The 21178-nt window shown below is 60.9% G+C and carries 21 protein-coding genes and 1 pseudogene; 16 read left to right on the plus strand and 6 right to left on the minus strand.

The annotated features are described in order from the left end of the window. Positions 1–21: 21 nt before the first annotated feature. The 5 genes from B2V17_RS16155 to B2V17_RS16175 all read right to left on the minus strand — a co-directional run bounded on the left by B2V17_RS16155 (position 22) and on the right by B2V17_RS16175 (position 4574). Positions 22–1188, minus strand: a complete 1167-nt coding sequence (locus tag B2V17_RS16155) for a copper resistance protein B (RefSeq protein ID WP_292999502.1) — start codon at positions 1186–1188, stop codon at positions 22–24. Continuing rightward, on the minus strand, positions 1185–3050 hold the full coding sequence (locus B2V17_RS16160) for a copper resistance system multicopper oxidase (protein WP_292999504.1): 1866 nt from the start codon (positions 3048–3050) through the stop codon (positions 1185–1187). The genes B2V17_RS16155 and B2V17_RS16160 overlap by 4 nt, the downstream gene beginning before the upstream one ends. 236 nt (positions 3051–3286) lie before the next feature. Next, a complete protein-coding gene (locus B2V17_RS16165; protein WP_292999506.1) occupies positions 3287–3871 on the minus strand; it encodes an RNA polymerase sigma factor in 585 nt (194 codons plus the stop codon). Next, entirely contained in the window at positions 3868–4305 is a 438-nt protein-coding gene (locus tag B2V17_RS16170) for a periplasmic heavy metal sensor (protein ID WP_292999646.1), read from the minus strand. The genes B2V17_RS16165 and B2V17_RS16170 overlap by 4 nt, the downstream gene beginning before the upstream one ends. 2 nt (positions 4306–4307) lie before the next feature. Beyond that, the gene (locus tag B2V17_RS16175; RefSeq protein ID WP_292999508.1) at positions 4308–4574 is read right to left on the minus strand and encodes a hypothetical protein; all 267 of its coding nucleotides are present in this window, start codon (positions 4572–4574) and stop codon (positions 4308–4310) included. A 134-nt stretch (positions 4575–4708) separates the two neighbouring features. On the opposite strand from B2V17_RS16175, the gene B2V17_RS16180 reads away from it, so the two are divergent. The 9 genes from B2V17_RS16180 to B2V17_RS16220 all read left to right on the plus strand — a co-directional run bounded on the left by B2V17_RS16180 (position 4709) and on the right by B2V17_RS16220 (position 13026). Further along, entirely contained in the window at positions 4709–5098 is a 390-nt protein-coding gene (locus tag B2V17_RS16180) for a copper resistance protein CopC (protein WP_292999510.1), read from the plus strand. A gap of 3 nt (positions 5099–5101) precedes the next feature. Continuing rightward, on the plus strand, positions 5102–6043 hold the full coding sequence (gene copD, locus B2V17_RS16185) for a copper homeostasis membrane protein CopD (protein WP_292999512.1): 942 nt from the start codon (positions 5102–5104) through the stop codon (positions 6041–6043). A 53-nt stretch (positions 6044–6096) separates the two neighbouring features. Continuing rightward, a complete protein-coding gene (locus tag B2V17_RS16190; RefSeq protein ID WP_292999514.1) occupies positions 6097–6765 on the plus strand; it encodes a helix-turn-helix domain-containing protein in 669 nt (222 codons plus the stop codon). 39 nt (positions 6766–6804) lie between these two features. Continuing rightward, positions 6805–7725: a sterol desaturase family protein gene (locus B2V17_RS16195; protein WP_292999516.1), complete on the plus strand. Its 921-nt coding sequence runs from the start codon at positions 6805–6807 to the stop codon at positions 7723–7725. Between the two features lie 89 nt (positions 7726–7814). After that, positions 7815–8390 (plus strand): class I SAM-dependent methyltransferase, encoded by a 576-nt coding sequence (locus B2V17_RS16200; RefSeq protein WP_292999518.1) that lies wholly within the window; start codon positions 7815–7817, stop codon positions 8388–8390. 332 nt (positions 8391–8722) lie between these two features. After that, positions 8723–11047, plus strand: coding sequence for a heavy metal translocating P-type ATPase (locus tag B2V17_RS16205; protein WP_292999520.1), 2325 nt, complete (start codon positions 8723–8725; stop codon positions 11045–11047). A gap of 1 nt (position 11048) precedes the next feature. Further along, on the plus strand, positions 11049–11240 hold the full coding sequence (locus B2V17_RS16210; protein WP_292999522.1) for a DUF2933 domain-containing protein: 192 nt from the start codon (positions 11049–11051) through the stop codon (positions 11238–11240). 29 nt (positions 11241–11269) lie between these two features. After that, on the plus strand, positions 11270–11746 hold the full coding sequence (locus B2V17_RS16215) for a nuclear transport factor 2 family protein (RefSeq protein WP_292999524.1): 477 nt from the start codon (positions 11270–11272) through the stop codon (positions 11744–11746). Then, on the plus strand, positions 11743–13026 hold the full coding sequence (locus tag B2V17_RS16220; RefSeq protein WP_292999526.1) for a type II restriction endonuclease: 1284 nt from the start codon (positions 11743–11745) through the stop codon (positions 13024–13026). The genes B2V17_RS16215 and B2V17_RS16220 overlap by 4 nt, the downstream gene beginning before the upstream one ends. Positions 13027–13254: 228 nt before the next feature. On the opposite strand, the gene B2V17_RS16225 is transcribed toward B2V17_RS16220, so the two are convergent. Beyond that, on the minus strand, positions 13255–13689 hold the full coding sequence (locus B2V17_RS16225; protein WP_292999528.1) for a MerR family transcriptional regulator: 435 nt from the start codon (positions 13687–13689) through the stop codon (positions 13255–13257). 69 nt (positions 13690–13758) lie between these two features. Here B2V17_RS16225 and B2V17_RS16230 point away from each other — a divergent pair, with 69 nt between their 5' ends. The 7 genes and pseudogenes from B2V17_RS16230 (at position 13759) to B2V17_RS16260 (ending at position 21171) form a co-directional block, all read left to right on the plus strand. Next, entirely contained in the window at positions 13759–14406 is a 648-nt protein-coding gene (locus B2V17_RS16230) for a cation transporter (protein ID WP_292999530.1), read from the plus strand. After that, entirely contained in the window at positions 14406–14966 is a 561-nt protein-coding gene (locus B2V17_RS16235) for a methyltransferase family protein (RefSeq protein WP_292999532.1), read from the plus strand. The genes B2V17_RS16230 and B2V17_RS16235 overlap by 1 nt, the downstream gene beginning before the upstream one ends. Next, the gene (locus B2V17_RS16240) at positions 14963–15364 is read left to right on the plus strand and encodes a hypothetical protein (protein ID WP_292999534.1); all 402 of its coding nucleotides are present in this window, start codon (positions 14963–14965) and stop codon (positions 15362–15364) included. Before B2V17_RS16235 ends, B2V17_RS16240 begins: the two co-directional genes overlap by 4 nt. A 59-nt stretch (positions 15365–15423) precedes the next feature. Then, positions 15424–15939, plus strand: a pseudogene (locus B2V17_RS16555) (TolC family protein); the annotation flags it as partial. A 30-nt stretch (positions 15940–15969) separates the two neighbouring features. After that, positions 15970–16632, plus strand: coding sequence for a TolC family protein (locus tag B2V17_RS16250; protein WP_292999538.1), 663 nt, complete (start codon positions 15970–15972; stop codon positions 16630–16632). An 11-nt stretch (positions 16633–16643) separates the two neighbouring features. Further along, positions 16644–17816, plus strand: a complete 1173-nt coding sequence (locus tag B2V17_RS16255) for an efflux RND transporter periplasmic adaptor subunit (protein WP_292999540.1) — start codon at positions 16644–16646, stop codon at positions 17814–17816. Between the two features lie 100 nt (positions 17817–17916). Continuing rightward, the gene (locus B2V17_RS16260) at positions 17917–21171 is read left to right on the plus strand and encodes an efflux RND transporter permease subunit (protein WP_292999542.1); all 3255 of its coding nucleotides are present in this window, start codon (positions 17917–17919) and stop codon (positions 21169–21171) included. Positions 21172–21178 lie beyond the last annotated feature (7 nt).

Below are 21178 nucleotides of genomic sequence, written 5' to 3' on the forward strand. Positions count from 1 at the left end.
CCCCTCAATATTACGTCCTGATCAGAACCAGAACCGCACGCCCATGACGAAATGCGGATCGGATACCTGCCCGCCGTTTGCCCGCGTAAAGCGCGCGGAATCGCCAAACTGCCGGACCCATTCGAAGCCAATGTAGGGCGCAAATTCCTTCCTGATTTCGTATCGGAGCCGCGCACCAAGTTCCAGGTTGGACAGACCGGAGCCTACTCCCAGTTCGGGAATGGTTTGCGCTGAAAAGTTCGCCTCCAAGCGCGGCTGCAAGATCAGCTTCTGTGTGATCCGCAGATCGTAAAAGCCTTCAATGCGGCCCCGGACTTCGCCCTTGTTTGATACAAAGGCCGCTGCGGTCACTTCGAACCAATAGGGCGCGAGGCCTTCGATGCCAATCACAGCATAGGTCCGCGATGGGTCAGGCTTCACATCGTACCGGATACCAGCCTGCAAATTCCAGTACGGCGAGATTGCCCGGGAATAGAGCCCGGACAACTCAAGGTCGTCGAGCGGTCCACGGAACTCTCCTTCGCCTTCATACTTGAAGACGAACCGGTTGATGTCTCCGCCAAACCACGCCTCACCGTCCCAACGGTAGCTGTTCTTGTTCTTGTGGACCACATATTCGGCAAGATCGAAGGCAACATAATGGACATTGATGCCCCCGCTTGCCTTCATCATCTTTTCGCGGGCGCGTTCCATTTCTTCCTTTGTGAAGATGCGGTCGGCGTACCAATCCGATGGCGGCGCGGGCGCGGGCGCGTTGCCCGGATCGAGGTCGGTGCCTGTTGCCGTCCCTCGGGCTTTCGCCTGCGGTGCGGACGAGACTTTCGGAGTGCAGTGACCCATCTTTGCGTGTTCCGGCGGGCAATCCGGATCGACGGCATCTCCAGCCGGGAAGGTAGCGCCCATGTCCATGCCCGGCATTGCCTCGCCGCCGCTGCCGGGCTCAGGCGTGGCACCGGATGCTGAAGCTTCCGGGCTACGGTCGGTTGCTGGCGTACAATGTCCCATTTTCGCGTGCTCGGGGGGACACGCAGGGGAGGCCTTTTCGGCTTCCGGCTTCGCGACAGGCGCTAGCGGCTTAGGCGCTGCGGGCATGGCCGAACGGTCCATTCCCGGCATCGATTGGGCTTGGGCAGGCACCGCGAAAGCCGATACCGCAGCACAGCCAAGCATCAGGCGGGGCAGGCTCATGCCGCTTCTCCCCGCGGACGAACGCTGACAACGCGCATCATTCCTGCTTCCATGTGGTAAAGCAGATGGCAATGGAAAGCCCAGTCGCCCAGTGCGTCCGCGGTAAAGTCGAAGCTTGCTTTCCCTCCTGGTTGAACCAGCACGGTGTGTTTTCTTGGCGCGTAGTCGCCCTTGCCTGTCACCAGCTCGAAGAAATGACCATGCAAGTGAATGGGATGGCTCATCATCGAATCGTTGATGAGGTTGATCCGCACCCGCTCGCCCTCGATAAACGGGATGGGCTCGTGATGGTCCGACATTTTCATGCCGTCGAACGACCACATGAAGCGCTCCATGTTGCCAGTGAGATGGATATCGAGCGAGCGATCCGCGGCGCGCGCATCGGGGTTGCGGTCGAGCGCCACGAGGTCGTGATAGGTAAGCATCTTGTGGCCGACATCCTCGAGGCCCTGACCGGGCTCTGCCATGCGGTCGACCGGCATCGGTGAGATGGTCTGGACGCCCGGGTTCTTGTCGACCTGCGGCGCGACCGAGAAATCGCGCATTTTCATGCTGCCGTGATCCATGCCAGCCATCGCGCCTGCAGCAGGCGCAGCGGTGGCGGACATGTCCATCCCGGGCATCGACTCGGCAACGGACGTCCCGGCGCTTCCTGCTGGCGTGCAGTGACCCATCTTCGCATGCTCGGGCAGGCATTCGGCAGCTGCCGCACCCGTTGCCAAACCTGCCTGATCGGCTCCGGACATGTCCATGTCGCCCATGCCCATGTCCTTCATCGTGGCCAACGGCCGCTCGCGCAGCGGGGGCACTTCCGCGGTCATGCCGGGGCGCGGAGCCAATGTCGCACGGCCCATGCCCGAACGGTCATTGGCTTCGGCAACCAGCGTATAGGCGCGATCCTCGTTCGGGGTAACGATCACGTCGTAGGTCTCGGCAACGGCAATCTGGAATTCATCGACCTCAACCGGTCGCACGTTGAGTCCGTCAGCCTGGACGATGGTCAGCCGCAGTCCCGGGATGCGGACATTGAAAATCGACATGGCAGATGCATTGATTATGCGCAGGCGCACCCGCTCACCGGGCCGGAACAGCGCGGTCCAATTGTCCTTGGGGCCATAGCCGTTGACGAGGAAGGTATAGGTCGACCCGTTGACATCCGCGATGTCGGTGGGATCCATCCGCATCTTGCCCCAGTCGAGCCGTTCCTTGAGCGGTTGATCCTTGCCTGCAAGCAAGCCTCCAAGCGTTTGCCGCTGCATGTTGAAATGCCCAGGATTGACCTTCAACTTGCGAAAGATCGCCTCGGGTGAGAGCTGGCTGTGATCGGACAGCACCACGACATGCTCGCGGTCATAGCCGATCGGATCCGCTCCCTTGGGATCGATCACGATCGGCCCATAGTGGCCGAGTTGTTCCTGCAATCCGGAATGGCTGTGATACCAGTAGGTCCCCGACTGGACGACGGGGAATTCGTAGACGAAGGTCGATCGGGGCTTGATGCCCGGGAAACTGACGCCCGGAACACCGTCCATCTGGAAGGGGAGGATCAGCCCGTGCCAGTGAATCGAACTGTCTTCATCAAGGTCATTGGTCACCGAAAGGCGCACATTTTGTCCCTCGCGCAACCGGATCAATGGTGCCGGAACCGTGCCATTCACTGCAATCGCTCGGCTGACCTTACCATCGACCCGCATCGTCTGGCGTGCGATCCGGAGACTGATGTCTGTACCCGAAACCGTCGGGATGGGCGCGATTATCCCTGGCGAAACCGGCTGCGCCCACGCCGGGAACCAGTTGGCGAGTGCGGCAGCAGAGCCGCCCGCTGCGGCAACTCTGATAAATTTTCGTCGATCAGTTATCATGGTCCGTCCGGATTTGAGAAGAGGCCTGGTACCCGAATATACGCATCGCACCAGTTCGGCCCTCACGAAGGATTATCTTTGTATGCAGCACCGAGCCCAAACTTCGCGCCCAATCGTTCTACAGCCATCAGACGGTGGAGCAGCATTTTGGTAATCGGGGGGCTTCGAAAGTATTTTTGCGTCTGCACCGGTCGCGATCCGGAATTCGTCGCCAAGCGCTTTGATTGCCTATGCTATCAAGCCAATTCCGCCTCCGCTGTTCCCGTCAACTTGGCCTTCAGTTGCGCGCGGGCGCGGTAGAGTCGCGTCTCGACAGCTTTTTCGCTGATATCCAATATTGCTGCCGTCTCTGCCTGACTGAGCTCTTCGATGGTGCGCAGGGTCAGAACTTCTCGCAGCGCAAGTGGTAAGGTGGCGATCGCGCGTTCGACTTCAGCGAGTTCGGCGCGTCCCTCGGCTTCGCGCTCTGGACTTGGGGCATCGCTTGCAAAATCTTCACCGGCTTCGATCGGTCGCGCCAACGAGAAGAACGAGCGGACCGCACGCCGTCGGGCCCAGTCCCGGCATTTGTTAAGCGCGATGCGCGCCAGCCAAACTCGGAAAGGGCGTTCCGGGTCGTAGCGATGGATGCTGGCGAAAGCCGACACGAAGCTTTCCTGCAATATGTCCAGCGCCTCGTGCGTATCGCCGACATTGTTCCTGATCAGGCGAAAAATCGGACCCTTGTAGCGTTGCGTCAATTCGCGAAACGCCTGGGCCTGACCGACAAGAGCGAGAGTGGCCAGTTCCCGATCGTCACATTGCGTATAGTTGAGCGTCACCGGGCATCGGCGGTCAGTGCTTTGACCACTGTGTTGTCGAACATCTTCGCCTGCTCAGGATTGAGGACCGCGCGCATCGCGAACAAATGCTCCAGCGTTTCCTTTTGCATTTCACCCATTACCAGGTGACTTTGATCGATGGCGGCAGTGACTTTCGGGCCATAGCCATGTTCGATCTCGATAGCTTCGGCGAGGCGCGCATTGGCTGCGCGCATTTCGAGCTCAAGTGCCTTGCGCCGAACCGCAAACCGCGCTTCGATGGCGTCAATCTTGACCTGCTGTTGTGAAGTCAGCTCGAGTTCGCTGTGCAACAGTGCGTGGAGTTCTGTTTCACTTGCACGAGGCCGGTCGGCAACAAGCCGCCCAATGAACACGCCGCAGATCGCGGAAGCAAAAGCCACCAGCGCAAGCAGCAAGAGTTGACGCGGCCCCATGCTCATCGCGGGTCCAGGAGCGCGGATGGCGCCAATGCCATCGCCGGCGCGAATGGTGACAACGGGCGAGCCGCAACCGCCGCCTCGCTCATGGAAATACCTGCCAGAGCGCCTCCACCAAGCGAAATGAAAGCCGACAGCACCATGAAACGCTGCGCCATGCTGCTCTCTCTCCGGCGCAGTGCAAGCGCGTTCATCACGCGATCATCCAAACCATCGAGCAGCCCTGTCTGCGGCATCCATCTCAATTGACTTAAATAGTCGTCCATGGCGTCCTCATCCAATCGTGTTGCCTCCTGCTTATACGCATGTACGCAAGGAATCCCTTATCTTGGTTCTGCTCCAAGGGATTGATCCAGCGAGTGCGTATCTAGCATCGAACGCAACTTTTTGGAGACTTATTATGCGCAACTCTGCTGTGGCCGCGACTCTTGCCTCGCTGGCGCTGCTTTCAATCCCAGGCACGGCACTTGCTCACGCCAAGCTCATGTCATCGACACCTTCAGCCAATTCCGTGGTTCCAGGCGCAAATGCCCGATCCATCAACCTCGTTTTCAACGAACGGGTAATTGCAGCGACTGTGAAGGTCGATCTCGTCATGACCGCCATGCCCGGAACGCGAGACCATCCGCCTATGAAAGTCGCCTTCAGCTCGATGATGGGCAAGGACGGCAAGTCGATCATGCTGATGCCCCGACGCGCGCTGGCTCCGGGCACCTACCAGGTGACGTGGTCGGCTGCCGGTGCCGACACGCATCGCATGGGTAGCCAGTTCGTCTTCACGGTCCGGTAGGCCGTGGAAGCCGACTGGTTAATGATCGCGATCAGGCTCGGGTTGTACCTGAGCCTGATCCTGCTTCCCGGCCTCGCGGCATTCCCCTTGTACGCGCTGCGCAGACTCGAACGGGCCGATGACGCGATTTTTCCTTTGCGCTCGACCTTTGTATTACTTGCCGTTTTCGGATTTGTCCTGTCTGGAATCGGTTTCCTTGTGTTGCTCGCAAGCATGTCGGGCAGCGCCATTGGCAACCCCGACTGGCAGACCGGTCGCGCGATCTTGGTTGAAACCCCGATAGGCACCGCCTGGATGGTCCGGATGGCAGCCCTCGGCCTCGCCGTGCTGATTGCGATCTACGCCAAGTCGAGCCAGCTGAGGCTGATCGGCGTGATGCTGGCCGGCGCAGCGGCCCTCGCGTCGCTTGTCTGGACCGGACATGCGGGTGCCAGCGAGGGTAACCTTGGCCTGGTCCACCGGGTGAGCGATATCCTGCATATGCTGGCAGCGGCAGTCTGGCTTGGCGGAATTGCCGGCTTTTTGCTGCTGCTGCGCGCGGTGCCCGAACCCTTGTCGGCGAATCGTTTGGCAATCGCACATCGGTCACTCGAGGAGTTCTCGCGCATCGGCGCCATTTGCGTTTCGATCATAGCCGTGACGGGGCTGATCAATGCCCAGATCCTCGTCGGGTTCGACCATCTTACGGCATTGTCCGGTTCCGATTATGGGCTGCTCCTGATGTTGAAACTCCTCGCGGTCGCCCTCATGCTGCTGCTGGCAGCCAACAACCGCTGGCGCTTGACGCCGTCACTGGGCACGGCGCTCGAAGACGACGATCCTCAATCAGCTGCCAAAGCCTTGCGAACGAGCCTGCTGCTGGAGGCGTCCGCAGCATTTGCAATTCTGGCTCTCGTTGCATGGCTGGGGACACTTGAGCCCACAGCCAGCCTGGCGATGCCTTGAACCCGAAGACCTCCGCCTGGTCCGGGACGATGCTCCTGGGTGTCGGTTGGGCCATGCTAGATGCAAACGCGGGCGACAATCGGCCTCACCGCCATGTTGCTCACCAGATCAGTCTCGCGCTTGATACCCCATGCGAGATTGGCGGGGATCGCCCGGTGCGGCTTGCGCCGGGTGAAGCCGCGCTCATTCCAGCCGGACTACTGCACAGCCTTGCACCAGCCGGCGCCGCGCTTCGGACCATTTATGTCGATCCGATGTTTGGCGGGATGCGCGACTTCGTCCACTCTCAGGCGATAGTCGCGCTGACGAAACGCGAAGCGAGCGGATTGAGATCGGTCGATTGCGGTGCTGCGGCGAAGCGGTGGATCGGCGTATTTCTCGGCAAAGGGCCAGCGAGACCCATCGACCAACGGCTACAGGCCGCACTGGTCAGTCTGGAGCCCGGTATCACTCCCTCGACCCTGGCGCTCGAAATCGGGTTGTCGCCGACGCGCCTGCGCGAGATCGCGGTCCGCGATTTCGGGGTGCCGACAGTCAAGCTGCTGCAATGGCTCCAGCTTCAGCATGCGATCGATGCGCTCCACCGCTCAGGTAGCCTGGCTGACGCGGCTCAGGCCGGCGGCTTTTCCGACCAGGCACATTTTACCAGAAGGCTTATTCAGTGGTTCGGCGTAACCCCTTCGCAGGGCTTGGCCCGACTGAAAATCTCGGTCATCCGCTGATCGGGCCAGCGATTCGTTCAAGATCGACCGGCCTGCGCAGTGCATGGTGTGCCATCCATTCTCCGGAGTGCGGCCATGTTTCTCTTTCGTTATGTCTATGCTCCTGCCTATTTCCTGATTTTTGTTGGCGGTGCAGCCTTGCTCGTTTCGGCGGGCGCCGCACCAATATGGCTGGTCGGCTTGTTGTTTGCCGCGATAGCGACATCGCTTGTGGCGGAGCGGGTTGCCCCGTTCGAACGCCAATGGAACAGGGATCATGGCGATGCCCGCCGCGACCTTGCCCATGCACTGGTCAACGAAGGATCAATCCTTGTTCTGGTGCTCCTGCTGCCGCTCTTCGCCAGTCTGGTCCCATGGTCCTCGATTTGGCCCGCTGCGCTGCCATTCTGGGCCGAACTGACGCTCGCCATCATCCTTTTGGATGCGGGCATCAGCCTCACCCATTTCGCAAGTCACCGTGTCCCCATCCTGTGGCGCTTTCATGCGGTGCACCATTCGGTTCGCCGGATGTATGGCTTCAATGGGCTGCTCAAGCACCCGGTCCATCAACTGATCGAGATCTCGGTTGGAACGCTCCCATGGCTGCTGATGGGGATTCCCCAGGAGGTCGCTATGGTTGGCGCCTTTGCCGTAGCCATCCAGCTCCAGCTGCAGCACTCGAACGTCGACATGCGTTTGGGTCCACTCGCCTATGTCTGGGCGGTCGCGCCGGTCCACCGCCATCACCATCTGGCCTCTGAGACCGAAGGCGATGTCAATTTCGGATTGTTCCTGACGGTTTGGGATGCGCTTCTCGGCACCGCGCAATTCCGCTCCAGTGACCATATTCGCGCGAGCCGGGTTGGGATCGCAGGTCGCCCCGACTATCCCGAGACCTACCTCGATCAGCTTGCTGATCCATTCAAGCAGTGGCCTTCTGAACCAGGCGCTGCGCAGGTGGCAAGCAAGGGAGTCGGCTGATGCCGCAAGAGTTAGCCTATACTCCCCCCGCCGGGCACCATTTTCTGACACCGCTCTATGATGTCGGAGTGCGCCTATCGACCCGCGAGATGCTTTGGCGCGCCGCGCTTGTTGACCTGATAGCTCCCGAAGACAGCGACGTGTTGCTCGATATCGGGGCCGGAACCGGAAGCCTTGCGCCTATCCTGGCCAAGAGAAACCCAGCAACCCAATATATCGGGGTCGATCCCGATGCAGCCGCGCTCGCGATCGCCCGCAACAAAGCGAGTGCGCGCGGCATACGGGCCGAATTCATCCACGCGCCATTTTCAGCAGAAGCGATAGCTGCCTGGCCAGCGCCGAGCGTGGCGACCTTGTGTCTCGTCCTCCATCAGGTTCCTCTTGCCGAGAAACTCCGCCTGCTCCTGGAAATTCACCAGGTGCTGCAACCAGACGGGAAACTGTACATCGCCGATTATGGCGAACAGCGATCATGGCTGATGCGCAAGCTGTTCGGGGCGACCATCCAGAAATTGGACGGTTATGCGGATACACAACCCAATGCCGACGGTGTGCTGATCCCGTTGATGATCGAGGCCGGTTTCTCAGAGGTGTCCGAGCGGCGGCAATTCAACACCATTACCGGCTCGATTTCGATCCTGAGCGGAACAAAGGAAGCATTCTGAACCACAGCAACCAGAATTTGGACTCTTTTTGAGGGATCGGCGGTTGCCTTGCGTATAACAGGCTGAAGCAGACCAACCTCTTTCATGCCTTGCCCGCCGGGTCGCCCCGCCCGCGGCGGTGGAGGCGGGAGGATAACCATGGAGACAACACATGGCCTCCCGCCTCATTTTTGCAGCGAAGATCAGCATTGCTGTTATGGTCGAGAGATTGCGATGCGTCGCTTCGGCTTTTGAGAGGCCCTGCGTGATGGCCCGAAACCGGTCAAGCAATTGGCGGTGGATTGGCGCGGGGCCCGCAGTGAGCATCCGCTATTGCCGAAGGCAGGCCCGAAATGTCTGATCATGCCAGTCAAAGCAGTGCAACCGTGACCGATCCGGTCTGCGGAATGACCGTCGCGCCGACCGCCTCGACCCCGAAGGCCGTTCATGCCGGTGAGGCCTATTATTTCTGCAGTCCGGGCTGCCGGACAAAATTTGCTGCCGATCCGCATCGGTTCGCTCATGGGGCAACTGCCGGAACGGAGGACTTTTCCGACGCACCTGACGGCGCGGTCTGGACCTGCCCGATGCACCCCGAGATTCTGCGAGACGCGCCGGGAAGCTGTCCGGTTTGCGGGATGGCGCTCGAACCGGTCATGCCAGGCACCGATTCCGGCCCGAGCGCCGAGTATCGCGATATGGTCCGCCGCTTCTGGATCGGTCTGGCACTTGCTCTTCCTGTGTTTGCGCTGGAAATGGGCGGCCATCTGACCGGACTGCACCAGTTGCTCGCCCGCCAGACGGGCAACTGGCTCCAGATGCTGCTTGCCACGCCGGTGGTGCTTTGGGCCGGTTGGCCGTTCTTCGAAAGGGCCTGGCTGTCGCTCACGACCCGGCGTCTCAACATGTTCACGCTGATCGCGATGGGGACCGGAGTAGCCTGGGCCTACAGTATGGTCGCGGTGCTTGCCCCGTCGATCTTTCCCTCAGCATTCCGGGCACCGGACGGGTCGGTTGCGGTCTATTTCGAAGCCGCTGCCGTTATCACGGTCCTCGTCCTGCTGGGCCAGGTCCTTGAGCTTCGCGCGCGGGAAACGACCAGCGGCGCAATCCGCGCCCTGCTCGATCTCTCCCCAAAACGCGCACGCCGGGTCGGGGCCGACGGCACTGACGAAGAAGTCGCGCTCGAAGATATTCTCGTTGGGGACACACTTCGCATCCGGCCCGGCGAGAAAGTTCCGGTCGACGGGATTGTCCTCGAAGGTCAAGGCAGCGTCGATGAGTCGCTGATCACCGGAGAATCGATGCCAGTGTCCAAGGCGATGGGCGCGGTACTGATCGGCGGGACGATCAATCAGACCGGCGCGCTGGTCATGCGCGCCGAAAAAATCGGGCGTGACACGATGCTGGCCCGGATCGTTCAGATGGTTGCCGAAGCGCAGCGAAGCCGAGCACCAATCCAGCGGCTGGCCGACGCCGTGTCCGCCTGGTTCGTCCCGGCAGTAATCGCGGTTGCGATCTCCGCTTTCGTGATCTGGTCGCTGTTTGGCCCCGCGCCTTCCATGGGCTTTGGCCTTATCGCGGCTGTCGCTGTCCTGATCATCGCGTGCCCATGCGCGCTTGGCCTCGCGACCCCGATGTCGATCATGGTCGGCGTTGGCCGGGGTGCTCAGGCGGGCATATTGATCAAGAACGCCGAGGCGCTCGAGCGGATGGAAAAGGTCGATACGCTCGTTGTCGATAAGACTGGGACGCTGACCGAAGGAAAACCTGCAGTGGTCGCGGTCGAGGTGGCATCGGGTCATACCGGGGACGAAGTGCTCCGCATCGCCGCCAGCCTGGAACGGATGAGCGAACATCCGCTCGCCTTGGCGGTGGTCAAGGCTGCCGAGGCCAAGGGGCTCTCCCTCGCAAACCCAACGAATGTCGATCAGCCTGTCGGCAAAGGTATCACCGGCACTGTCGACGGCCGCACCGTTGCTGTCGGCAAGGCCGCCTTCTTAGACGAATTGGGGCTGGCCATAGGCGCCCTTGCGGCTCGCGCCGATCAATTGCGCGCCAACGGCGCAACCGCGATTTTCCTCGGTATCGATGGCGTCGTCGCCGGGGTTATCGCAATCGCGGACCCGATCAAGTCGACAACGCCAGCTGCCTTGCAGGCATTGGCCGAAGCAGGCGTCCGGGTCATCATGCTCACCGGCGACAATCGCATCACCGCGGAAGCGATCGCCAACCGTCTCGGGATCACTGACATCGAAGCAGATGTCATGCCCGACCAGAAGAGTGCGGTCGTCCAGAGGCTGCGCAGCGAAGGCCGTGTCGTCGCCATGGCCGGCGACGGCGTCAACGACGCACCGGCGCTTGCCGCTGCGGACGTGGGGATTGCGATGGGCTCAGGTACCGATGTCGCGATCGAGAGTGCGGGTGTAACGCTGCTCAAGGGCGATCTCACGGGGATCGTGCGGGCGCGGCATCTCAGCCGCGCGACAATGCGCAATATCCGCCAGAACCTGTTTTTCGCTTTCGCCTACAACATCGCCGGAATCCCCGTTGCGGCCGGGGCCCTCTATCCGGTGTTTGGCATACTCCTCTCTCCCATCATTGCCGCAGCTGCAATGGCGCTGTCATCGGTCAGCGTGATTGGCAATGCGCTGCGGCTCAAGCGCGTGGAGATATGATATGGCAAGTCGTCGCGGCATAAGGTTCGCGCTCGCTTCGCTGGCAGCCATTGCCTTGTTTTTCGTGCTGCGCGAGCACTGGGCGCACGCGCTTGGTGTGCTGCCATATGCCATCCTACTGCTTTGTCCGCTGATGCATCTGTTCCACGGATCGCACGGCCACAACCATTCCGATCGCCAGCCTCGACCATAGGGACCGGGCCAACTCCAGGGGGTACTTGCATGCGCTCGACGATAATCGCGGTGAAAACCATCGCCGCCGCTTTCACCCTTTCGCTCACTTCCGTTTCGGTCGCACAGTTGCCGGACCGCGATGGGGCAGCAGCGGTGCTGGCATCCTACAAGGCGGCGATCGAGCGCCTTGATATGACGGGCGTTGACAGCCTGTTTGCACCCGATGCCGTCGTGATCGAATCGGGAAAAGTCGAGGGTACATTTGCAAAATACCTTGACCATCATCTCGGCCCGGAACTCAAGGAATTCAAATCCTTTTCGTTTCAAGACTACAGGGTGGAGATCCGGGTCGAAGGCCCAATTGCCATCGCGACGGAAACATACACCTACCGGATCGTTCTCAAGAACGAGGAAGTCGTCGAACGGCTTGGCGTCGCCAGCTCTGTGCTGAAGTGGAACGGACAGGCGTGGCAGATCGTCTCGACCCATAGCTCGTCGCGCAAGCCAAAGGCCGCCGTCCGGTGACAGGAGCGAGCGGTCGTTCCGACCAGGTTCGCAAACTGATCGAGGTCTGGCGCGAGGATGCGGGCGCCACCTATCATAGCTGGTTTCTCTGGGATGAGCGGATCAAGAACTTTCGCTCGATCAGACGCGGGATCCAGCAGGTCGTTGCGGAAATCGAGGCCGGGACTTTCGGCGTCGCCTATCGAGGCTCATCGCTTGAAACCGTCGTCCACTCGATCGCCGAGCAGCGTCAGATATTCAAGGGTGCAGATCATGCATTCTTGTGGAAGCCCAAACTGCGCATCCCCGACATCTATGAGAGTCCGACAAACCAACGTGCCTTCGGGCGCTTGCTCCACAATTGTGTCTGCTGCGACACCGCAGAGGATGTTATCGGCCACATCCGGGAGATCGACGGCCTGAAGATCAAGGGACTCGGGCCAGCTGTGGCCAACATGCTCTACTTTCTCCACCCCACGCTGATCCCGCCGTTCAACACTGCCATTGTCAAAGGTTACAACGCTCTGACTTCGTCCAAGGTGAAACTCGGAAGCTGGGAACAGTTCCTCGCCATGCGCAGCGGAATTCTCGACCTCAACGACGAATTCCGCGATCTCCTGTCGAACGATCTCGGGGCCATCGGCGGCATGCTGTTCGATATCGGCTCTGGTCGTTACCCGGCTCCGCCACCTATCGAGGATGCTGCCGCCGATTGGTATGCTCGACTAGATGCGGTACGAGAAGAGGCCCGGCATCTCTCCAAAGCACAACTAGCCCGCGACGAAGAAGATCGCAGCCACAGCGAAATTCAAGCCTGGCTGCGTGATCTGGGAATTGCCTTGGGCTTCCGCATCTGGATCGCAGCAAACGATCGCGGACGACTATTTAATGGCGTTCCGCTCGGATGCGATTGCCTTGAGCATTTGCCCGACCAGATTGCGACAGCGCCCGGTGCCGATGCTGTGCGCTTGATCGATGTACTATGGATCGACCCACAGGAGCCTTGCGTCCGCGCCGCCTTCGAAGTCGAACATTCGACGTCGATCTACTCGGGCATCGTGCGGATGCTCGATCTGGCTCTTAGCGGCGGCAACCTGGACGGCATAGCGGATATGTTCCTGGTTGCGCCCGACGCCCGAGAGCGTGATGTTCGGGCACAAATGGCCCGCCCCGCCTTCAGCCGAATAGCTGACCTCAACATGGCGTATCTGCCCTATGGTGAGCTTGCTTCACATCGCGAACAAATAGCCCGCTTCGGCACCGGAATGAAGGCGATCCGGGCCATTGCCAAGCGACTTTGAGTCTCTAGAATCAGGCTGCCATCATTCGCCGACGAGCGTGAGGGGTAGGCCCCTTCATTTTTTTACGCCGTTTGAGTTATCATCGACGGACGTCCCCTTGCCGCCACCCTTCCATGACGATCTCGCAACGGATGAAACGGTTAAATCGCAGCCAGAGCCACAAACGTTGCGAGCGGATCAGACGACACCATTTTGGCCCTAGAGCATACACTTAAACTGGCAACGGCGTCAACAGGACATTGAATGAACTGATTTGTGCTCATTCCCGCACAGGGTATGATTGCCCAGCGCTTCGATCACATGGCAATCGGCGGCCAATCCACCGCGGCAGCGACCTATGATACGTGACAGTTCGTCTCGCAGGGCAACGAGCTGATCGATCTTCTCTGCGACCTGCGCCAGATGCCTGGTGGCGATCCGGTCGGCCTCGGAACACTCGCGCTCGGGGTGGTCAGCCAGATCGAGCAGCGAGCGGACTTCCTCGATGGTGAAGCCGAGTTCGCGGGAGTGGCGCACGAAGGCGAGCCGCGTGCGATGCGCTTCGCCATAGGAGCGGTAGTTGCTCGCTGTCCGCTCAGGTGCCGGGAGCAAACCGATCCGCTCATAATAGCGGATGGTCTCGACGTTGGTTCCGGTCGCCCTCGATAGTTCACCGATTTTCATCGCTTGACCCTGTAGTTGCTACAGGGTGCATATAGGGGGCCGACTCGAACGATCCAAGGAGTTTCGGCCATGGCGGACAGTTGCTGCGCCGCTCCCAGCAATGACAACTCCGCGGGCAGCGATTCTGCTTGGAGGAGGGTATTGTGGATAGCGCTCATCGCAAATGGCGCGATGTTTCTTGTCGAGATCATCGCCGGAGCCGCATCGGGATCCCGTGCCCTTCAGGCTGACGCGCTCGACTTCCTGGGGGATACCGCGAACTATGCGATCAGCCTTGGCGTCGCCGGCTTGGCGCTTGTCTGGCGGGCGCGGACCGCCCTGGTCAAAGGGCTGACCATTCTCGCCTTCGCGTTTGGTGTGATGGTCTCCGCTGTTTGGGGTATCTTCGCTGGAACCCAGCCCGATCCCTGGGCAATGACAGGCATCGGCGCGCTCGCTCTGGTGACGAACGTCTCGGTGGCAGTGCTGCTTTATCGTTTCCGAGCGGGTGACTCGAACATGCGATCGGTCTGGGTCTGCTCGCGCAACGATGCGATCAACAATTTGCTGGTGATCGGTGCGGGAGCCGCAGTGTTGTGGTCGGGTAGCAACCTGCCCGATCTCATTGTCGCATTTATCATGGCCGCGTTCGGGATCAGCGGCGGGTGGCAAGTCGTGCGCCAGGCCCTGCAGGAGCTAGAGCAACCGGGATCGCCATCATTGGAGCAGGCCGAGTGATGTTAAACTTCATTCCCTTTGTGACCTTTGTGGTTGTCTTCGCCGCGACGATAGCAAGAGGCTTGGTTCTGCGCCGTCGAACCGGGGACAATGTCTGGGCCTTTGCTGGCGCAAGCGGATTGCAGCGCGCGACCAGCGTTGTCTTTGCACTGAGCATTGGCTTGCTTGCGCTCACAAGCGTAAGGACGACCGGTAGGTTGGCTTCTGTTTTTACCGCTGTCGCTGCTCTCGTCGCAACCGGAGGCGGGATCATTATCGTCATTGCCCAGCATCAGATGGGGCGTGCATGGCGGATTGGCATCCGAAGCGGAGATGCCCCGCTCTTCGTCAACAACGGACTGTTCCGGTTTAGCCGGAATCCGGTCTTTTTCGGAATGATTCTGTTGGGGTTGGGAATGGCGATCGCCGCGAGTGACTGGTGGAGCTGGCTTGCCTGGCTGGTTTTTATTGCAGCCTGCGCTATCCAGGTCCGACTGGAGGAGCAGCATCTCGCCCGAATGTTTGGGCAATCTTACCAGGATTATCAGGCGCAGGTTCCGCGTTGGATCGGCGTGCGATGAATTATTTGGTCCTTGAACAAACCTATGCTAGCGGCGTCACCATGCGCCGTCGTCTGTTGGCATTTCTGGTCCTGATCTCCGTGCTTTTCGGGAGCGCGGTGTCGCCAGCATTGGCGCATAGCGGTGGCGACAGCATTATGCACGCCAGCGAAGTGATCGATGTGCATGAATTCGACGCGCCCGACGCTCAATCTGTTATGGATAAGCAAACCGGCCAAGAGGATAGTGGTGCCGCGCCATCGGCTGCACTCCAGCATCATTGTGCCTGCGCGACCGTGGTCGGTCTCGTCGCGCCGGAGATCAGTACGTTTTTCTTCGTCCAGATATTCGAGCCGACGCTCGTATCCGTGATGCCGTCCTGGCGCTCTGCTCCGCTTACTGAGCCGCCTTCAGCCTGATCCTTGCCTGACGCGGGCACGCTTTGCCCGCGCCAACTTGCATTGATCAGGAGTCTTACATGCCGATCCGATTTCGCGCCCTGCTGCTTGCAGGGGCGCTTATACTACAGGCCAGCACGGCGCTGGCTGAGCCTGTTACCCTTGACGACGCGCTCGCCCGAGGGCGCGAAATCTCTCCGCGCGTTACTCGCGCCGAGGCCGAACTCAGAGCTGCGGAAGCGCGAGCGCTGCAGGCGGGGCTGAGACCGAATCCCGAAATAGGTGTTCAGGTCGAAAATTTCAGCGGCACCGGTCCCTATCGCACCTTCCGCCAGAGCGAAGTAACCGTCGCGGTCAGCCAGGAGTTCGAACTTGGCGGCGAGCGCCGTGCGCGCAAGACGGTGGCTGGAGCTCAGCTGGAGTTTGCGCGTCTCAGCTTGAGAAGGGCTGTCGCTGATCTGACCTACGATATCGCAGTGGCGCATGCCGAGCTGCGTGCGGCGGAAGACAGGGCGGTACTTGCGCGCAGCAATCTCGCCCGCGCGCAGGAACTGGCGAGGATCGCGGGCACTCTGGTCGATACAGGACGCGACCCGCCGCTGCGCAAGCTTCGCGCTGACGCGCTGTTGGCCGAAGCCGAAGCGGAGGCCTTGCGCTCCTTCGGCTTGCTGCTGACCGCAAGGCGCAAATTGGGTCTGCTGATCGGCAGCGATGACCCTGAACTGTCAGCTGTGGGTGGCGACCCTATTCCGACCGCACCCTTGCCGCCGAATGTAGCGAGCCTCGATGAGCGGATTGCGGCCGCCGAACGGGATGCTGCCAATGCGCGCATCGCTTTGGCCCGCGCGGAGGCAGTGCCCAATGTCACCGCATCGGGCGGCTTCCGCAATTTCCGGGAGAGCGGATCGACCGCGTTTGTGCTGGGAGTTTCGGTGCCCTTACCGATCAACCGGAGTGTCCGCAGCGGCGTGCCCGCCGCCCGGGCGGAAGGGGAGGCGGCGGAAGCGGTCCTTGCGCAGACAAGGCTCGATACCCGTTTCAGCCGGCAAGAAGCCCAAACGATGCTTTCGGCGGCGGATGAACGGCTCGCCGCCTTGACCGGTCCGGGGCTTCGCCAGGCGATCGAAGCCGAGCGGGTCGCTGGAATTGGCTACCGAGCAGGCAAGTTTTCGCTGCTCGAACTGATCGACGCCCAGGAGGCGCTTACCAACACCCGGCTCAAAATCATTGAAGCGCAACTCGACCGCGCCCGCGCGCTCGCGGCGCTGGCGCGCGCGAACGCGCAGTAAGGAATAGTCCCATGGAATTTGCAACGAACAGGAAAACTCGGATCGCCGCGGTCGCGGCTGGCGCATTGGTGCTGGCTGGCGGCGTCTTCCTTGGCCGGACAGCATTGGCCCCTTCGGTGGCCGAGACTCAAGGCGAAGCTGGGCCTGAGACCAAGAAAGACCACGGGCCTGAAGGGTTCGTGGAGATGGACGCGGCCCGTGCAAAAGCGGCCGGCATTGCGACCGAAACAGTTCAGGCTGGCGGGCTCGGCGCTGAAATCCTTGCCCAGGGTGTCGTTGCGGCGACCCCCGAAGGCGAAGCAGTACTCACCGCCCGTGCGGATGGCGCAATCGTGCGGATCAATCGTCGGCTCGGTGATTTCGTGCGCGCCGGCGAAGTGGTTGCGGTGATGGAAAGCCGCGACGCGGCATCGATTGCATCGGACCGTAGTACCGCAGCCGCAAAGCTTGCGCTCGCGCGCTCGACCTACAACCGGGAAAAGCGGCTGTTCGAAGCCCGGGTTACGGCCCGGCAAGATCTTGAGGGCGCGCAGGCCGCCCTGGCCGAAGCCGAAGCGGAAGCTCGCCGTGCGCAAGGCGCGGCGTCAGCGTTAAAAGTGAGCGGCGATGGCCGCTCGCTGGCGGTCGTCAGCCTGATCTCGGGCCGCGTCACCAAGTCGGACGCCAAACTCGGCTCCTATGTGCTGGCCGGGACCGAACTCTTCCGGGTCTCCGACCCTAACCGGATCCAGATCAACGCGTCAGTCCTGGCTGCCGATGCACGGCGCATTAAGCCGGGCGATACGGCGGTGATCGAACTGCTAGGCGGAGAAACCGTCAGCGCGGTGGTGCGCTCGACAACGCCAAGTCTCGACCCCGAAAGCAAATCGGCAACGATAGTGCTTCAGTCCCAGGGCACCGCCGGGTTGACACCGGGGCAGGGTTTGCGGGTGCGGATCAAGCCTGCAGCGGGTGCCGCAAGTAGCACGATTGCATTGCCCGAAGAGGCTGTTCAGTCGTTCGAGGGCCGCGATGTCGTCTTCGTGAGGACCGCCAAGGGCTTCCAGGCAGCCAACGTGACAACCGCTCAGCGCAGCGGTGGACGGATCGAAATCGTCGAGGGTCTCAAGCCGGGTGTCGTTGTTGCGACCAAGGGAGCGTTTCTCCTGAAGGCCGAGCTTGGCAAGGGCGAGGCGGAGCATTGATCATGACGCAACCAATAGTCCCGCATGCGTTCGCTGATCGGATCAGCGATTTGCCTGTCCAAGCGCTTCGCTCCCATCACGCTCGATCGGAAGGTGGTAAATGATCTCCCGGATACTCGATGCTTCGATCCGTTTCCGCTGGGCTGTGGTCATCGCCACGCTCATCGTCTCGGCCTATGGCGTAACACAGCTCCTCAAACTGCCGATCGACGCGGTTCCTGACATCACCAACAAGCAGGTCCAGATCAATACGGTCGCGCCCAATCTCGGCCCGCTCGATATGGAACGACTGGTCACTTTCCCGGTCGAAACGGCGATGGCCGGGATCCCTGGACTTGAAAGCTCGCGCTCGATTTCGCGCAACGGTTTCAGCCAGGTCACTGTCGTCTTCGAGGACCACACCGACCTCTATTTTGCACGCCAGCAGGTTGCCGAGCGGCTTGGCCAGGCCAAAGGCACGCTGCCGGCCGGAGTCGAACCGTCGATGGGGCCGGTCTCTACCGGGCTTGGCGAAGTTCTGATGTATGTCGTCGATTTCGCGCCCGCCGGGACGAAGACCAACCCGAGAGTTGCCGGGAAACCCGGGCCGCAGCCCGACGGCTCATACTTGACGCCTTCCGGCGAGCTACTGACCGACGACGTGGCCAAGGAAGGCTATCTGCGCTCAGTACAGGATTGGGTCATACGGCCGCAGTTGAAGACCGTGCGCGGGGTTGCTGGGATCGATTCGATCGGCGGCTATGAAAAGCAATTTGTCGTGCAGCCCGACGTTGCGAAAATGTCGACTTACGGCATTTCGTTTACCGAGCTCGCCGATGCGCTCGAACGCGCCAACATTTCGGTCGGGGCGAACTTCGTCGAGCGCGGCGGTGAAGCGTTTCTTGTCCGCGCTGACGGACGTATCCGCACGCTCGACGAGATTGCCCGTGCGGCTATCGACACCCGCGGAGGCGTTCCGGTTACTGTGCGAGACATTGCAACGGTGAGAATCGGCGGCGACCTTCGGACCGGGGCCGCCACCAAAAACGGCAAAGAAGTTGTCGTCGGCACGGCCTTGATGCTCGCTGGCGGCAACAGCCGGATCGTCGCCGCAGCAGTTGCCGAACGGCTCGACGGCGTTGCCAAATCGCTCCCGCCCGGGATCACTGTCAAGACCGTGTTGAACCGTTCGGAACTGGTCGACGCCACGATTGGAACGGTCGAGAAGAACCTGGCCGAGGGCGCCTTGCTGGTTGCCGCCGTCCTGTTCTGGCTGCTCGGAAACATTCGCGCCGCGATCATCGCCACGCTTGTCATCCCGATTTCGTTCCTGGTCATGGGTACGGGCATGAACATCACCGGCACGTCGGGCAACCTCATGAGTCTGGGGGCGCTCGATTTCGGCTTGATCGTCGATGGCTCGATCATCATCATCGAAAACTGCCTTCAACGCCTGGCGCATCGACAACATCGGCTGGGGCGTGTGCTCAATCTCAATGAGCGGCTGCACGAGGTCTTCGAAGCCTCACGCGAAATGGTCAAGCCCACGCTCTACGGTCAGGCAATCATCTTCCTGGTTTTCGTGCCTTTGCTGACCTTCACCGGGGTCGAGGGTAAGACCTTCTCGCCAATGGCGATCACGGTCATGCTGGCGCTGGCGGGGGCATTCGTCGCCTCGCTCACCTTCGTCCCAGCAATGATCGCGCTGTTGATCCGCGGCGAGGTCGCGGAAAAGGAGGTCAAGGCGGTTGTATGGGTCAAGGAGCGCTACGAGCCCGTACTCAAGCGCGTCATTGCCCGGCCCTGGCCATGGATAGGCGCCGGTGGTGGCACATTTGCCGCCGCGATCCTTGTTTTCCTCATGCTCGGAAGCGAGTTTCTTCCGGTGCTTGGCGAGGGCAATCTTGCGATGCAGGCGCTGCGTATCCCGTCCACCTCGCTGGCGAAATCTGTCGAAATGCAGCGGCAGGTCGAGCTTGCGGTCGCGACGCTTCCAGAGGTGGCGTTCGTCTACTCGAAGACCGGCACGGCCGAAGTTGCAAGTGATCCGATGCCGCCAAATGCCTCGGATACTTTTATCATCCTGAAGCCAAAAGAGGACTGGCCGGACGGCGTGGAGACCAAGGACGATGTGATCGAGCGTGTCGAAAAGCGGCTTGAGCCGCTCGTCGGCAATGCGGTCGAGATCAGCCAGCCGATCCAACTGCGCTTCAACGAACTGATTGCCGGGGTTCGGGGCGACATCGCGATCAAGATCTATGGTAACGACCTCGAGGCGATGGGCAAGACCGCCCAGCAGATTGCGGCCGTGCTCAGGACGGTCAAGGGTGCGGCTGACGTCAAAGTCGAACAGACCGCTGGGTTTCCGGTGCTTGACGTGCAGTTCGACCGGGATGCGATCGCGCGTTACGGGCTCAGCCTTCAGGACGTTAGCGACACCGTGGCCGCCGCAATGGGCGGGCGCGAAGCCGGGATCGTCTTCGAAGGCGACCGGCGCTACGACATTGTGGTTCGTCTCGACAATCTGACCCGCAATGATCTCGATGCCGTCGGCGCACTGCCGGTCATGCTGCCGGGCGAGGATGCGCACCGGGCTTCGGTTCCGCTTCGCGAGGTCGCGCGATTTGTCTTCTCGGAAGGTTTGAATCAGGTCAGCCGGGAGAACGGTCAGCGCCGCGTTGTGGTCCAGGCCAATGTTCGCGGCAATGATCTCGGATCCTTTGTCGCCGAAGCGCAGCAAAAGGTGAATGCGCAAGTGAAGCTGCCAAGTGGAAGCTTTATCGAATGGGGCGGGCAGTTCAAGAACCTGCAGGCGGCATCGCAGACGCTGTCGCTTGTCATCCCGGTCATCTTCGCCGCCATCTTTGGCATCCTGTTCATGGCGCTTGGCGGAGTGCGGCAATCGCTCGCGGTCTACTCGGCGATTCCGTTGGCATTGGCTGGCGGGGTGTTCTCGCTGTTGCTGACCGGCCTGCCGTTTTCGGTCTCGGCTGCCGTTGGCTTTATCGTTCTGTCGGGTGTTACGGTGCTCAACGGATTGGTGGTGATGACCAGCATCAATCAGCGATTGGATGCAGGCAAGGCTGTCGACGAGGCGATCGCCGAAGGGACAATGGAACGCGTTCGCGCCGTGCTGATGACCGGGATTGTTCCGGCCATCGGCTTCGTGCCGATGGCAATTGCGACTGGCACCGGTGCCGAGGTGCAGAAGCCGCTCGCGATTGTAGTTATCGGCGGCCTCATAACCTCGACCCTGCTGACTCTGTTTGTGCTGCCCGCGATCAGCCATCTGCTGCTGCGCGGCCGCCACAAGAAGCACGTGCCGGGGGATTACAGCGATGTCTCGGTGCTTGGTGAACCCATCGTGGACAAATAGAGAGGAA

The sequence above is a fragment of the Novosphingobium sp. UBA6272 genome, from assembly GCF_002440635.1.
GTDB lineage: Bacteria > Pseudomonadota > Alphaproteobacteria > Sphingomonadales > Sphingomonadaceae > Novosphingobium.